This window comes from Acinetobacter chinensis (genome assembly GCF_002165375.2).
Taxonomy (GTDB): domain Bacteria; phylum Pseudomonadota; class Gammaproteobacteria; order Pseudomonadales; family Moraxellaceae; genus Acinetobacter; species Acinetobacter chinensis.
Genome location: NZ_CP032134.1, coordinates 1,108,587 through 1,124,028 on the forward strand (window position 1 = coordinate 1,108,587; position 15,442 = coordinate 1,124,028).

10 protein-coding genes are annotated in these 15,442 nt (G+C 40.5%); 3 read left to right on the forward strand and 7 right to left on the reverse strand.

Annotated features, from left to right (window positions below; genetic code table 11):
• Nucleotides 1–381 precede the first annotated feature (381 nt).
• A protein-coding gene (locus CDG60_RS06080) for an IS3-like element ISAba14 family transposase (RefSeq protein WP_223155595.1) occupies nucleotides 382–1,514 on the reverse strand; the annotation gives its coding sequence in 2 pieces (ribosomal slippage) (nucleotides 382–1,262 and nucleotides 1,262–1,514; 1,134 coding nt in all).
• A gap of 371 nt (nucleotides 1,515–1,885) precedes the next feature.
• Here CDG60_RS06080 and CDG60_RS06085 point away from each other — a divergent pair.
• Nucleotides 1,886–3,127 carry a tetratricopeptide repeat protein gene (locus tag CDG60_RS06085; protein ID WP_087511060.1) on the forward strand — a complete coding sequence of 414 codons (1,242 nt, stop codon included), beginning with the start codon at nucleotides 1,886–1,888 and terminating at the stop codon, nucleotides 3,125–3,127.
• A gap of 211 nt (nucleotides 3,128–3,338) precedes the next feature.
• On the opposite strand, the gene CDG60_RS06090 is transcribed toward CDG60_RS06085, so the two are convergent.
• The 6 genes from CDG60_RS06090 to ahcY form a co-directional block, all read right to left on the reverse strand.
• Nucleotides 3,339–4,580 carry a multifunctional CCA addition/repair protein gene (locus CDG60_RS06090; protein WP_087511062.1) on the reverse strand — a complete coding sequence of 414 codons (1,242 nt, stop codon included), beginning with the start codon at nucleotides 4,578–4,580 and terminating at the stop codon, nucleotides 3,339–3,341.
• A gap of 92 nt (nucleotides 4,581–4,672) precedes the next feature.
• Complete coding sequence (locus CDG60_RS06095) at nucleotides 4,673–6,952, reverse strand: NADP-dependent malic enzyme (protein WP_087511064.1); 2,280 nt, start codon at nucleotides 6,950–6,952, stop codon at nucleotides 4,673–4,675.
• Between the two features lie 148 nt (nucleotides 6,953–7,100).
• Entirely contained in the window at nucleotides 7,101–9,968 is a 2,868-nt protein-coding gene (locus CDG60_RS06100; protein ID WP_087511066.1) for an EAL domain-containing protein, read from the reverse strand.
• Between the two features lie 169 nt (nucleotides 9,969–10,137).
• Nucleotides 10,138–10,854, reverse strand: coding sequence for a 16S rRNA (uracil(1498)-N(3))-methyltransferase (locus tag CDG60_RS06105; RefSeq protein ID WP_087511068.1), 717 nt, complete (start codon nucleotides 10,852–10,854; stop codon nucleotides 10,138–10,140).
• Nucleotides 10,855–10,891: 37 nt separating this feature from the next.
• Nucleotides 10,892–11,728 carry a methylenetetrahydrofolate reductase [NAD(P)H] gene (gene metF / locus CDG60_RS06110; RefSeq protein ID WP_087511070.1) on the reverse strand — a complete coding sequence of 279 codons (837 nt, stop codon included), beginning with the start codon at nucleotides 11,726–11,728 and terminating at the stop codon, nucleotides 10,892–10,894.
• 151 nt (nucleotides 11,729–11,879) lie between these two features.
• Nucleotides 11,880–13,262, reverse strand: coding sequence for an adenosylhomocysteinase (gene ahcY / locus CDG60_RS06115; protein ID WP_087511071.1), 1,383 nt, complete (start codon nucleotides 13,260–13,262; stop codon nucleotides 11,880–11,882).
• 315 nt (nucleotides 13,263–13,577) lie between these two features.
• Here ahcY and CDG60_RS06120 point away from each other — a divergent pair, with 315 nt between their 5' ends.
• Nucleotides 13,578–14,405 carry a hypothetical protein gene (locus CDG60_RS06120; RefSeq protein WP_160116982.1) on the forward strand — a complete coding sequence of 276 codons (828 nt, stop codon included), beginning with the start codon at nucleotides 13,578–13,580 and terminating at the stop codon, nucleotides 14,403–14,405.
• 72 nt (nucleotides 14,406–14,477) lie between these two features.
• Entirely contained in the window at nucleotides 14,478–15,434 is a 957-nt protein-coding gene (locus tag CDG60_RS06125) for a DUF4424 family protein (RefSeq protein WP_087511075.1), read from the forward strand.
• Nucleotides 15,435–15,442: the final 8 nt, after the last annotated feature.

Sequence of the window (15,442 nt, forward strand, 5' to 3'; positions counted from 1 at the left end):
TGTTCAGATCAAAAAAGCCCTCAGTTCTTGAGGGTTTTTTATACTTTATCTGAGAATCTATGAATAGATGTGAATAAAAAGTCTGCCATTTTCTTGTTTAACACTTGAGGTAAAATACCGATTATATTTTTTAATATACCTCGTTATTTCAATTGCCTACTCTCTAATGAATCCTACTGGAAGCCACTTTATGACAGTGTTTGATAGAGAATCTGTTCGAAAAAGTTTAAATCGGGTTACATTTAAGTACATAAAATTGCAGAAAAATTATCTTTAGCTTCATTTGTAGAAAATGCGGATGGTTTCGGAAATGTGATTGTAGAGGTGGTCCCACTTGTTTGAACAACTAAAAGCGTATTTATAAGTGATATTCCGCTCTAGTTAAGCCACCTTGTTTTGTTGGGGTAGCTGATCATAGTAAAACTCATTTGGTGTCATTTTGTCTAGACTCGAATGAGGTCGTTTCAAATTATAAAACTCAAAATATGCACTTAATTGCTTTTTCGCATCTGTGACACTGCTATAAGCTTTGAGATACACCTCTTCATATTTAACGCTCCGCCATAATCGTTCAACCATCACATTATCTACCCATCGACCTTTACCATCCATACTGATTTGAATGCCATTTGATTTCAATACATCAATAAATGCATCACTGGTAAACTGGCTGCCTTGGTCTGTATTAAATATTTCAGGTCGACCATATTTTTCAATCGCTTCATTTAAAGCCGAAATACAAAAATCCACCTCCATACTAATCGATACCCTATGCGCAAGTACCTTGCGGCTATGCCAATCAATCACAGCACATAAATAAACAAAGCCTTTTGCCATAGGGATATACGTTATATCCGTAGACCACACTTGATTACTGCGCTGAATAGCCAACCCTTTGAGCAGATATGGATATTTACGGTGAGCTTGATTAGCCTGGCTTAAATTTGGTTTGCAATATAACGCCTGAATACCCATTTTCTTCATTAAAGTACGTGTATGACGTCGTCCTATATGATGTCCTTGACGATTCAACAAATCACGCATCATACGACTGCCTGCAAAAGGATATTGCATATGTAATTCATCAATACATCGCATCAGCTTCAGATCTGATGCACTCACAGGTTTTGGGCGATAGTAATAACAACCACGGGAGACTTTCAGCAGCTTAGCTTGCTTAGATACTGAAATCTGAAGTGAGTCGTCGATTAACTTTTGTGGTTGAAGCGGCCCAGTTTCTTCAACACACCTTCTAAAAAATCAATTTCTAATGCCTGCTCACCGATTTTTGCATGTAGTTTTTTTAGATCGATGGGTGGTTCTGTTGGAGCTTTTGATTGATCGAAAGCTTGCGAGGAAGCTGAGATCAATTGATTTTTCCAGTCAATAATTTGGTTTTGATGAACATCAAACTCAGCACTCAATTCAGCAAGTGTTTTTTCTGCTTTAATCGCAGCAAGTGCTACCTTAGCTTTAAAATCATTTGAATGATTTCTTCTTGGTCTACGTGCCATAAAATACTCCATATATTGATGTTTATAACATCATTTGAGGAGCAGAATATCACTTATAGGAGTTGTTCAAATTTACGGATCCATCTCTTTGTTGAGAAATCAGGGGGGAATTAAATTTTGATCGTATACTGCTCAATTTGATTGGCGAAATATATCCAATCTACTAAAAAACCAAGCGATTTATTGCCAAATCGCTTTTTTTAAGGATGAATAATGATTGTTAAATAATTAAGAATTTTATTTAAATATTTTTTATTTTACATAACGGTCATCATATTTAATTAAGCAGAAACTTGTAAGAATAGAGTCTATTTAATTCTTACTATTTATAAAGTAAATTAAGCTATATTTATTATATTTAAATTTTAATTATGAAGCTTAATAAAAATATTTTTTTACCTTTGATGTTGTTGTTTTTAGTTCATGCCTCATTTGCTCAGGCACCTGATTTTAATCAGACACAGCAAGCCGCCTTTCAGGGAAATGCAGAGGCACGAAATAACCTTGGATGGATGTATTACAAAGGACTGAGCGTTCCACAGAACTATGCTGAAGCTATCGAGTGGTTCAGTAAAGCTGCTAAGCAAGGGCAAGCTAGTGCACAATTTCATCTTGGCATGATGTATTACAACGGACAAGGCATTCCACAGAGCTATGACAAAGCTGCTGAGTGGCTTAGCAAAGCCGCGAATCAGGGGGGTGTTCCTGCACAAACTAACCTTGGATGGATGTATTACAAAGGACTAGGCGTTTCACAGAACTATGCTGAAGCTATTGAGTGGTTCAGTAAAGCCGCTGAGCAAGGGCAAGCTGGTGCACAATTTAACCTTGGATTAATGTATAAGAAAGGACAGGGCATTCCACAAAGCTATATTAAAGCTGTTGAATGGTATAACAAAGCTGCATCACAAGGGCAAGCTCAAGCTCAATATAACCTTGGACTAATGTATGACAAAGGACAGGGTGTGCCACAGAACGATGCCAAGGCTGCTGAATGGTACAGCAAAGCCGCGGATCAGGGAGGTGTGGCTGCTCAATATAATCTTGGATTAATGTATAAGAAAGGACAAGGCGTGCCACAGAATGATGCCAAAGCCTTTGAATGGTACAGCAAAGCCGCGGATCAGGGAGATGCGGCTGCTCAATATAATCTTGGAGTGATGTATTACAAAGGACAGGGCGTGCCACAGGATGATGTCAAAGCCGTTGAATGGTTCAGTAAAGCAGCCTCCCAAGGATATGCTGCTGCTAAAAATAGTCTTGGACTGATGTATAAAAAAGGTCAGGGTGTGCCACAGAACGATGCCAAAGCCTTTGAATGGTTCAGCAAAGCCGCCTCTCGGGGAGATGCTGCTGCTCAAAATAATCTTGGAACGATGTATAAAAACGGACAGGGTGTGAGCCAAAATAATACTTTAGCAAATGAATGGTATTTAAAAGCAGCAAACAATGGAAGTGCGATGGCACAATTTAATATTGGTATAAATTATTTAAATGGTAGTGGTGGGTTACAGAAAAACCGTACACAAGCCCTGAACTGGTTAAAAAAAGCAGCAAATAATGGGCATGCCCAAGCAAAATTAATGCTTGTAGAGGACTTCAATAAGCAATAGAGACTTTCTAAAATTAACATAATACACCTTATAAGAAAGGTATTGTATGAGTTAAATAATTTCAATAACTTGAAGTTGATAAAGTGCCTGACTTGGAAAAGTTGGGTATTTTTATATGAAATTTCATTGTTTCACGTAAACCAACATTAGGTAGTTATAAATCATTGCCAATAATGAATGTAATCCTCCCATCACTGAGAGGATTCTTCATTTATGCTGTATGACTGTGATATCCCAGTTCGTGTTTTAAGTGCGCAATCGCTTCAATCCGTTTCTGAATCAGCATCTCTCCAATATCAGGACCTTTCACATCAGAAGGTAAGTCTGATGCTTTAATACTGCGGACTTTCTGCATGACATCCAGCAGATACTGAGCCTGAGGATAAGCACGTTCTTCCAGTCCCAGACGACCACGCGCATCACATTCACATGCCTGAACAAAAGCCTCTACACGCTCAGGACGACGCAGTACATCCAGACGTTGCAGTAAACGCCATACAGTACCAGCTTTCAATGTAAATGCCTGATGACACTTTAAATGCTCCTTACATACAGCAAGAGCCAGCTGTTTTGTATTTGTAGGCACACGCAAACGGTCACAGACTTCAGTCACAGGGGCAATCCCACGCTCTTCATGCATGATGTGACGGGGTAATTCATCGACAGGAGTTAAAGCTTTCCCGAGGTCGTGTACAAGTACTGCAAAACGTACATCCAGTGAATAACCGGCTTTACATGCCTGCTGAAGTGACATCATGGTATGAATGCCGCAGTCTATTTCTGGATGATATTCTGGGCGTTGTGGTACACCGTACAGCGCATCAATTTCAGGAAATAAAATTTTTAAAGCACCACAACTGCGCAATACTTCAAAATACACATTGGCATGATTTTCCATCAGTGCCCGTGCTGTTTCTTTCCAGACCCGTTCTGCTGTCAGTGCCTGTAATTCGCCAGATTCTGCCAGCTGGCGCATCAGGGCAACGGTTTCTTCAGCAACACTGAAACCATAAGCTGCATAGCGGGCAGCAAAACGTGCAACACGCAAGACGCGCAGAGGATCTTCTGCAAAAGCATCAGAAACATGACGTAAAATTTTCTGTTTTAAATCTGTCTGCCCATTATAAGGGTCATAGATATTGCCATCATCATCCATTGCTATGGCATTGATGGTCAGGTCACGTCGGATCAGGTCATCTTCAAGTGTGACAGAAGGGGCGGTATAGAACTCAAAACCATGATAACCATGCCCAGACTTACGTTCAGTACGGGCGAGAGCATATTCATCTTTGGTTTCAGGATGTAGAAAAACAGGAAAATCTTTCCCCACAGGCATATAGCCCTGTGCAATCAGCTGTTCTGGCGTAGCGCCGACAACGACATAATCTTTTTCGTGATAGGGGTGTCCGAGCAACTGATCTCTGACGGCACCACCTACTAAATAAACTCGCATGAAAAAACCTCTATTCTTATTGCCATCATGCAACAGAACAGAGGTTTTCTCAAGTGACAAGATGTGATCAAGTCTGCAAATTAAGCAAGTGCTTAAAGAGCATCTTTCTCCGTTTCCTGAATTTCAGCAACTGTCAGCGCAGTCATGTTGACTACACGACGGGTTGTTGCTGTAGGTGTCAGAATATGCACAGGTTTCGCTGCACCGAGTAAAATAGGACCAATGGTCACATTGTTACCAGAAGTGGATTTTAAAAGGTTAAACGAAATATTTGCAGCATCCAGATTTGGCATGATCAGTAAGTTCGCAGAACCTTTGAAACGCGAGTTCGGGAATGCAAAGTGACGGATGTTTTCGTCCAGCGCAGCATCTGCATGCATTTCACCTTCCACTTCAAGTTCAGGTGCAATCTCAGTCAGGATCTCAAATACTTTACGCATTTTCTGTGCGCTTGGGTCAGTCTGGTCAGAACCAAAACTTGAGTGAGACAGTAAAGCAACACGAGGTGTCATACCGAAACGGCGAACTTCTTCAGCTGCTAAAATGGTCATTTCAGCAAGCTGTTCAGCAGTAGGATTAGTATTTACATACGTGTCGGCAATGAACAGGTTACGGTCTTCAAGCATCAGCGCGTTGAGAGTAAAGAAGTTATTACGACCTTCTTTCAGTCCAATGATATTGCGCACGAAATCCAGATGGATGTCATAGCTTGAATAAGTACCACACAACATACCATCAGCCGAACCATGACGGACCAGCATTGCAGCGATCAGGGTTGAACGGCGGCGTGATTCACGCTGAGCGTATTCTGGAGTAACACCTTTGCGCTGCATGATGGTGTAGTAATCATCTGCAAAAGTTTCATAATCAGGGTTATTTTCCTGATCAACAATAGTGATGTTCACACCATTTTCCAAACGTAAGCCCAGTTTTTTGATGTTCGCTTCAATGACTGCTGTACGACCAACTAGGATTGGCAGGGCTAAACCTTCATCCACCGCAATCTGTACTGCACGAAGTACACGAAGATCTTCACCTTCAGCGTATGCAATACGTTTTGGATCTGATTTTGCCTGAGCAAAAATTGGTTTCATCATCAGTGCAGAGTTATAAACAAACTCAGACAGACGCTGACGGTACGCAGAGAAATCAGTGATAGGACGGCTTGCAACACCTGAATCCATTGCAGCCTGAGCAACAGCAGGAGCAATTTCAAGAATCAGACGCTGATCAAGTGGACGTGGAATTAGGTAGTCACGACCAAAAGACGCAGATTTTTCACCATAAGAAGCGGCATCTGCCTCCACGTGCGCCATACGAGCAATCGCATGTACGCAGGCAATCTTCATTTCTTCGTTAATGGTGGTTGCACCAACATCCAGAGCACCACGGAAAATGTACGGGAAGCAAAGTGCGTTGTTTACCTGGTTAGGGTAGTCTGAACGACCAGTCGCCATAATCACATCAGGGCGAACTTCATGTGCGTGTTCAGGTAAAATTTCTGGATCCGGGTTTGCCAATGCAAAGATGATTGGATCAGCCGCCATCACTTTAACCATTTCTTTGGTCAGAATACCTGCCGCAGAAAGCCCCAGGAACATATCCGCGCCAGCGATCACATCTGCAATCTGCGAGCCTTCAATATCCTGTACATAGCGTTTTTTGGATTCGTCCAGACCTTCACGTTTTGTGGTTAATAAACCACGTGAGTCAGCAACAACGATGTTTTCTTTTTTCGCACCGATTGCACACAGCAGATCGAGGCAGGAAAGGGCAGCAGCACCTGCACCTGAAGCGACAATTTTGATTTCATCAATTTTTTTGCCGTTCAGCTGTAAAGCATTGATCAGTGCTGAACCTACAATGATGGATGTACCATGCTGGTCATCGTGGAATACAGGAATATTCATGCGTTCACGAAGTTTCTGCTCAATGTAGAAACATTCTGGCGCTTTAATATCTTCCAGGTTGATACCACCAAAAGTAGGTTCTAATGCTGCAACGATATCAACAATTTTATCTGGATCATTTTCAGCAATCTCGATGTCAAATACATCAACGCCTGCAAACTTCTTGAACAGTACGCCTTTACCTTCCATAACCGGTTTTGATGCTAAAGGACCAATATTGCCCAGACCCAGAACGGCTGTACCGTTACTGACCACTGCGACGAGGTTTCCACGCGCAGTATACAATGCTGCTTTTGATGGGTCTTTTTCAATTTCTAAACAAGGTGCTGCGACCCCAGGAGAGTAGGCAAGAGCAAGGTCGTGCTGGTTGACCAGCTGCTTGCTTGGTGTGACGCTGATTTTCCCCGGTGTTGGAAATTCATGGTAGTAAAGGGCTTGCTGCTTTAATGATTGATCGTCCATCTGAATCTCGATTGTTACTTAAGTTACCAGCGACGCTGATAGTTTTTGCTAAATTTGATCGAATATACCATTAGTTGCCTGCTTATCACAGTCAGACATGACTCTTTTTCAAACAAACTTAGATTTCAGGTCAATGGACTTATAGGTGTTATGTATAAGTAGGGCTTTGCATATTCTGTTCAAGGTAAATGGTTGCATCCTGTTCGGGGAGTGGGCGGGAGAACAGATAGCCCTGAGCAATGTCACATTCCAGTGATTGCAGATAGTTCAGTTGCTGCTGTGTTTCAATGCCTTCTGCAACAACGGTCATGCCCATGGCTTTACCCATTGCCACCATAGCACTGACAATAGCTTCCTGTTTGGCTTGTCCGATTTTGGAAACAAAACTGCGGTCAATTTTCAGAATATCAATTGGAAAGTCTGCCAGGTAGGATAATGAAGAATAGCCTGTACCAAAATCATCCAGTGAAATATGAATTTTCCGTTGTTTGATACTCTGTAAAACATCTTTGACTGATTCAGAGTTTTCAACCAGGGATGACTCTGTAATTTCCAGTTCCAGGCTTTCACCTGAAATGTTGTAGGTGCTGATGGCGGCATCGAGGTCTTCAATAAGCTGACCACGCTGAAGCTGCTGAGCAACAATATTGACTGAGACGCAGATATTCTTAAAACCTTTTTTATTCCATTCCTGAATCTGTTTTGCAGTCTGCTGAATAACGATTCTGCCAATATCAGAAATCAGACTGGTCTGTTCAGCTAAAGGAATAAACATATTAGGTGGAATAATACCTTTGACGGGATGATTCCATCTGACCAGGGCTTCAAAACCGTAAATCTGCTGATCACGGAAATTGATTTTTGGCTGATAATAGACAATCAGTTCATTGTTCTGAATGGCATGGCGTAAATCCCGTTCCAGATAAATACCCTGTTCGAGTAATTTTGTATTTTCTTTGGAATAGTATTTGATGGTATTGCCACCCAGGCGTTTTGCTTCTGACAATGCCTGTTCAGCACAGTTATTCAGATAATCCAGTTGGCGACCATGTTCAGGATAGAACGATACCCCCATGGACAGTGTAATAATATGATCCTGTCCAGAAATGTTAAAAGGCATGGAAAATGCTTTTGCTATTCTTTCACAGTGCTGCTGAACCGATGTTCTGATATGTGAGATTTCATAGACGATTGCAAAATCATCACCATTGAGATGCGCGAGGAACAGTGCTTCTGTATTTGTCAGACGTAATCTTTGTGCAACCTGACGGAGAAGTTCATCACCGCCATTATTGGTCAGGTATTCATTCAGTGGTCTGAAGCGGTCTATATTCAACCGGATAATGGCAAACTGATTGATTGAATCTTCCTGACTGACCAGATACTGGTGCAGCTGGTAGTTATAATAAAAACGGTTAGGCAGATCAGTCAGTGGATCATAGTTTTCCAGGTAGGATAGACGCTGTTCCTGAAGTTTTCGTTCGGTCAGATCTGTGACGATACCAATATAATGAATGATACGATCCTGCTCATCTTTAATCGCACTGATATGAAGTCTGATGGAAAGCTCTTTGCCCGAAAGGAACTTTTCATTAAATTCAGCATCATATTTATGTGTTTCAAGCAGTTGCTGTACAATTTCATTATGTTTTGAGCGCTGTTGTGATTTGTAATTTGCAGTGATGTCAAACAGATGCTTACCCAGAATCTGCTCACGGTTGAAACCGCTGATTTTTTCATAAAATGGATTGGTGTCGATATAACACAGATCTTCATTGAGTATGAATATGCCCTCGGCAGCCTGTTCAAGGACACTTGCAGCAAGACGCAGACGTTCCTGATCTGTACGCTCCTGATGAATATTGCGTCGGATACCCACCATGCGAAGCGGTTTTCCAGACTGTGGGTCACGTTCAATGACTCTCCCGGTATCATGCACCCAATACCATTTTTCCTTGGTGTTCTGAAGACGGTATGTTGTTTCATAGCGTTCGGTTTTTCCACGAAGATGGTGCTTCATGGAAGTTTTCAGGTGTGTAATATCATCTGGATGGATTTTATTCTGGAGTAACAGCTGATGTGAGCGGGCATCAATTTTTCGGGTCTGTTGCTGTTCGTTGGTAATGGAAAAATGCCGTTCTTTGATGTTCCAGTCCCAGGGATTCAGCCCCGCAATTTCATGAGCGAGGTTTAAATTGTCCTGCTGTTCCTGAAGATTTTTATGCATCAGTTCAATATCATAGATACGCTCTCGGACTTTCTGTTCCAGTAACTGGTTATTCAGCTGTAGCTGTAACTCGATGTCTTTGGATTTATTCATTTCCGACTGGAGTTGCTGACACAGCTCATCAGACCAGCTTGCCTGTTGCTCTGCATTCTTTTTCAGTACATTGTTCCGATAGTACATGCCGGTCAGACGACTGTGCATATTCATGATGGCATTGGCACATAAGAGCAGTATGATCAGAATAAAGTTGGTCACCAGATGAAACAGCGGATCAGACTGACTGGTCATAAATATCTGAGAAGCCACATAAGGTAAGACCGTAGGAACGGCAACCAGTAAAAAGAAGCTGAGGCGTTGCGTCAGATAAGTCAGTGCAAATGTCTGTGACACCAGAATCAGCAAGCCTGAAAGAATTAAGGCGTGGAATTCACTGAAATCAGGGTTGATACTCGGCAGATAGTAGTACAGCAGGGCGATGCCGATGGCGATGAGGATACCTGTCATCAGACAGACAAACTTCAGCCAGTAATTCCCTGTCTGCGGGCTGAACTGTCCTTTTTTGAAATACAGTGTGGTGATCATCAGCATGGAGCTGACTGAAACAGCAGTAATGATAAACCAGGAATTGAAATAGACCGAAGTCTGAGAAAAATAAAACTGATAGAGACAGAATGTATAAATACAGGCAATAAAAATACTGACCAGATACAAGCGGATAAACCGAATGGTATTGGTTATTTGAGCCGCACGGATATGCTGCTCCAATAGCTCATCTTTAATGTCTGACATGAATCCCCAAAAACCTTATTTTTTTTCTGTAGTAAAGAAAACAGCAATTCCAAATATTTTGCTAAGGTGCTAAATCAACAGATAATCTGTTGAATTAATGTATAGAGATTAATCATGTCAATGATAAAAATCAATAAATTAAGACAGGTTTTTTAAAAATATAGATGAGTTACATGTTTAAGTTGTAATTAAGAATGGATAATGCGACGACTGGAGCAGTTTCAGTCCTTAAAACACGGTTTCCAATACACCAGTTTTTAAATCCGTGGTCATTTGCCTGGCTGATTTCAGCTTCACTCAGACCACCTTCTGGACCAATCAGCAACACAATATCTTTGCTTGCATCTTTGAGCACATCCGTCTGTTCTTTTTCAGGTGCGAGAACTAATTTTGTTGCAGGTAATTCTGTTTGTAACCATTGCTCAAGACTGAGTGGTGCAAGTATTTCAGGAACAATATTCATTCCGCATTGTTCACAGGCAGCAATTGCGATCCCTTGCCAGTGATCAATTTTCTTCTGGTCACGGTCATACTTTAAACGCATTTCACAGCGTTCAGAAGTCAACAGCTGGATTCTGGAAACACCAAGTTCAACAGCCTTTTGAATCGCATAATCCATACGGTCACCTTTACTCATCACTTGGCCAAGTAGCGCGGTGAAGTGTGGTGTACGGTTGTCAGGATTAAATGCGTCAACTGAAACAGAAGCAGATTTTTTCGCAACATCAACTAATGTCACTGAATATTCACCACCTTGTCCATTGAACAAAGTGGCTTTTTCACCGACTTGCGCACGTAAGACTTTTACCCAGTGATGGAAAACTGTTTCAGTCAGTTCAACCGTAGTATCAACAGCTAAATCAGTTTCAATATAAAAACGGGGCATTCAGTCTTACTCGCAAAATAGGTGATTTAATTTTGAATTATGCTAAACCAAGGTCAAGTACAAGCTGACGGTTTGGTTCGGTATGGTTCATGGTATAGAAGTGCAGACTTGGCGCACCACCTGCAATCAGGCGTTCACATAGCTTCACGACCACTTCATGACCAAAGGCTTTGATACTCGCAGAATCATCACCATAAGTTGCCAGTTGCTTACGAATCCAGCGTGGAATCTCTGCACCTGTACCATCAGCAAAGCGAATCAGATTACTAGCATTGTTAATCGGCATAATCCCTGGTGCAACTGGAATATCAATTCCTTCTTTTTGAATACGGTCTACAAAGTAGAAATACGCATCTGGATTGAAGAAGAATTGAGTCAGTGCTGCATTTGCACCTGCACGGGCTTTATCACAAAAACGTTGAATGTCTTTGTCAAAGCTGTCTGCTTGCGGATGCATTTCAGGATATGCGGCAACTTCGATATGAAAATGATCACCTGAATGTTCACGAATGAAGCGAACCAGATCAGTTGCATAAGGCAGTTCACCTAAACCGACTTGACCTGATGGTAAATCACCACGCAGTGCAACAATACGGTCAATGCCTTGTGATTTATATAAATCCAGCAATTCAGCAATACGTTGTTTGCTGTCACCAATACAGGAAAGGTGAGGGGCAACAGGCGTGCCTTTGCCGTTGAAATCATCCAGTGTAGACAAGGTGCGTTCACGGGTAGAACCACCCGCACCATAAGTTACAGAGAAAAATTCAGGATTCAGTAGCTGAAGTTCTTGATGAACAACTTTGAGCTTTTCCGCACCTGCATCGGTTTTGGTCGGGAAAAACTCAAAAGAAATCGGGACACGTTTGGTCATGGTTAAATCCTTTTTTATCAATATTTTTTGATTGATTTTACCTCTCCTAAATCCTCTCCTGAAAGGAGAGGACTTACCCTCGATGACATACATTTGATAATGAATGTTCCCTCTCCCTATGGGAGAGGGTTAGGGAGAGGGTTAATATCAATTAATATTTATAAGACTCGGACTTAAACGGACCTTCAACAGTTACACCTAAGTAATCTGCTTGAACTTGAGTCAATTGAGTCAAGACACCGCCAAAACCAACAACCATTGCAGCAGCAACTTCTTCATCCAGTTTCTTAGGAATAAGTTCTACACGGATCGCAGCTTGTTTTTGATCTTCAGGAAGATCAGCAAATTTCTCAGCGAATAAATGCATTTGACCCAATACCTGGTTGGCAAATGAACCATCCATAATACGTGAAGGGTGACCAGTCGCATTACCTAGGTTCACTAAACGGCCTTCTGAAAGAAGGATTAAATAATCGTTTTCATTTTCTGTACGATACACTTGGTGTACTTGTGGCTTAACTTCAACCCATTTGTAACCACGTAAGTAGTTAGTATCGATTTCAGTGTCAAAGTGACCGATGTTACAAACAACCGCACCCGCTTTTAATGAATCAAGCATTGCAGAATCACATACGTGATAGTTACCAGTCGTTGTTACGATCAAGTCAGTACTTTGAAGAAGGTCAAGATTGATGTCTTCTTTCTTACCAGTTTGTACGCCATTTTTGTATGGAGAAACAACTTCATAACCGTCCATGCATGCTTGCATTGCACAGATTGGGTCAATTTCAGTTACACGTACAATCATGCCTTCCTGACGAAGTGATTGAGCAGAACCTTTACCTACATCACCATAACCGATTACAAGCGCACGACGACCAGATAAAAGCATATCTGTGCCACGTTTGATGGCATCATTCAGTGAGTGACGGCAACCGTATTTGTTGTCGTTTTTAGATTTCGTTACTGAGTCGTTTACGTTGATTGCAGGAACTTTTAAAGTACCATCACGGTGCATTTCATACAGACGTTGAACACCAGTCGTTGTTTCTTCAGTAATACCGTGAATTTTAGCAATTACTTGAGGATATTTTTCGTGAACAAGTGCAGTTAAGTCACCGCCATCATCCAGAATCATGTTGGCATCCCAAGGTGTGCCATTTACATTGATCTGTTGTTCTAAACACCAGTTGTATTCTTCTTCAGTTTCACCTTTCCAGGCAAATACTGGAATACCCGCAGCAGCGATTGCAGCAGCAGCGTGGTCTTGAGTAGAGAAGATGTTACAAGATGTCCAACGAACTTCTGCGCCTAATTCAACCAAAGTTTCAATAAGAACTGCAGTCTGGATTGTCATGTGAATACAACCCAAAATTTTTGCACCAGCAAGTGGTTTCGCAGCAGAATAACGTTTACGAAGACCCATCAAAGCAGGCATTTCTGCTTCAGCAAGTTTGATTTCTTTACGGCCGTAGTCAGCAAGTGAAATATCGGCAACTTTATAATCTGTAAATGAAGCATTAACCGCGTTCATCACGATCTCCTTAAAATAAATAATTGATCATTATGCTCGCGGATGCCGTTGTTGGTGGTTCTGAGTTGATAACTCTGAGCAGAATACCGATGGTCGAGCCTAGCGATCTTACATGACTATTTGACCAATCTAGAAAAATCAGCCCGTAAGAAAGTCGCAGCATCCCTCGACTGGCGACTATTGTACCGATATTTTAATTTTGTTCCAATGTAGATTGTATAAAAACGTATCAACTAAGGTTTAAGGTATTTTAAATGCTTTAAACTTAGAACAAGGATTAAAAAAATGAATTAAATGAGTATTGGAAAATAAAAATTGAGTAAATTCATACATAAATTAAAAGACAATCTAGTGATATTTTTGGGTGTCCCTCTTGTTGCTTTTGGGCTTTGGTTGAGCTTATTTGATAACGAAAATCTTCGGATTGTTCCTTATAGTATTGTACTTTCTTTGATTATTTTATTGAGCAGTCAATTTTATTTTAAGAAGAAAGTAGCTTGGTATCTGTACTTGGTATTGCCATTTGTGCTTTATATTTTTTTGCAGATCATTTTCCGATCTTCGCCTTTGTTGCAGTTAAAAGAATTTGAATGGACGCATCCTGGCTGGCAACGAGGGAGCGATGTTCAGTTGGTCTCACTTGAACTGGATGCTCATCGAGGTTCAAGACGTATTAATTCAACTTACGGGATTCTGATTTATCAGTATCAGTTTGATGGGCAAATTTATAGTACTGAACAGAGTGATGTAGCTCGGCAGTATACTTTGTGGATGAGTGATGATGCTTCGGAACTGTATCAGCTGACTGAATCTAAAATTCGGCAGTCATTTCCACAAGAGCAGAATGTTGTATTGATAAATTCAAAAGACCCATCACAGTCCATCTTTTTTTACAGTCAGGACATCATTGATATTAGAGGTTCGTGGATTTCTGAGTTTTTAGTGATTTTGCAAGTTTTACTGGGCTTGAGTGTATTAGCTGTTATTGGTATTGGAGTGAAAAAGATCATTAATCCGCACAATACGGTTCAAACATGGTCTAAACCTAAAAGATATTTATTCATTGCTGTATTCTTTATCATTGCATGGAGTGTATTATTTGCGGGTTGGATTTTATTTATGTATATCAAAAATTCACCTTGAATTTAGTATTTAACCGTACCTTAATATCTGAGATTATAAAATTCTGAGCTTATAAAAAATTGGAACATGATAATGAAAAAATTAACGATATTCATGAGCTTGTGTGTTTCAACTCTGACATATGCCAATGATTCTACAGGCTATGTGGGAACAGGGGGAATTGAATATTTAAAGAATAAAAATATCGCGATGCAAAGCGAAGACTTATTTATCAGTAAAAAAATTATTAAAGTCGATTATCAGTTTAAAAATCTCAGCAAGCAGGATATTACTGAAACTATCTTATTTCCTTTACCTCAATTAGATAATTATCGTGATGGTGACTTTGCTCATACCGAAGAATTATTAAAAAGTTTTAGAGTTCAGGTGAATGGGAAAACTGTAGTGCCTCAAATGCATGTCCGAGCGTTTATGAAACCATTAAAAAATGGTGAAGTCGATGAGCGTGCAAAAGAAATAGATGTGACAGAAGAGTTTAAGCGTTGTGGTTTTTCTGAAAAAGATTTATTGACGCCTTGGATGGATGCTTCTGAGAGTAAGTTTTTTTCATCCAAAATTTATAATTGTAAAATGCCAAAAACTCAAAAACTTGTACAAGGTTATACAAAAGATCAGGAAATTTACTGGACAGGGCAAGTTATTTATAGCTGGAAGCAAACTTTTAAAGCCAATTCAGTTACACAAGTGAAGCACCAATATAAACCATTGGTTGGTGGTTCAGTTGCACTGTATGAAGATGAATATAATCATCAATTTTGTATGGATGCTAACTTTAAAAAAGGTTTGAAAAAGGCGAAGTCAGAAAATTCTTCATTCAGTGCATTGGGCTATATTTTAACGACAGGGGCGAATTGGGCAAAACCGATTGAAAATTTTAAATTAACCATTGAACGTGATCCAAAAGAACTGGTGTCATTTTGTTGGAAAGGGAAAGTCAGCAAAATTAGTCCAACACAGTTTCAGATGGTGGAGAAGAACTTTGTTCCTAAGCAGGACTTGGATATTATTTATGTATATTTACGCAATTAAAGAAAGTG

What these genes read in the sequence shown, in the direction of transcription:
- CDG60_RS06085 (WP_087511060.1), top strand. Translation starts at nt 1,886, where the DNA reads ATGAAGCTTAATAAAAATATTTTTTTACCTTTGATGTTGTTGTTTTTA.
- CDG60_RS06090 (WP_087511062.1), bottom strand. Translation starts at nt 4,580, where the DNA reads ATGCGAGTTTATTTAGTAGGTGGTGCCGTCAGAGATCAGTTGCTCGGA.
- CDG60_RS06095 (WP_087511064.1), bottom strand. Translation starts at nt 6,952, where the DNA reads ATGGACGATCAATCATTAAAGCAGCAAGCCCTTTACTACCATGAATTT.
- CDG60_RS06100 (WP_087511066.1), bottom strand. Translation starts at nt 9,968, where the DNA reads ATGTCAGACATTAAAGATGAGCTATTGGAGCAGCATATCCGTGCGGCT.
- CDG60_RS06105 (WP_087511068.1), bottom strand. Translation starts at nt 10,854, where the DNA reads ATGCCCCGTTTTTATATTGAAACTGATTTAGCTGTTGATACTACGGTT.
- metF (WP_087511070.1), bottom strand. Translation starts at nt 11,728, where the DNA reads ATGACCAAACGTGTCCCGATTTCTTTTGAGTTTTTCCCGACCAAAACC.
- ahcY (WP_087511071.1), bottom strand. Translation starts at nt 13,262, where the DNA reads ATGAACGCGGTTAATGCTTCATTTACAGATTATAAAGTTGCCGATATT.
- CDG60_RS06125 (WP_087511075.1), top strand. Translation starts at nt 14,478, where the DNA reads ATGAAAAAATTAACGATATTCATGAGCTTGTGTGTTTCAACTCTGACA.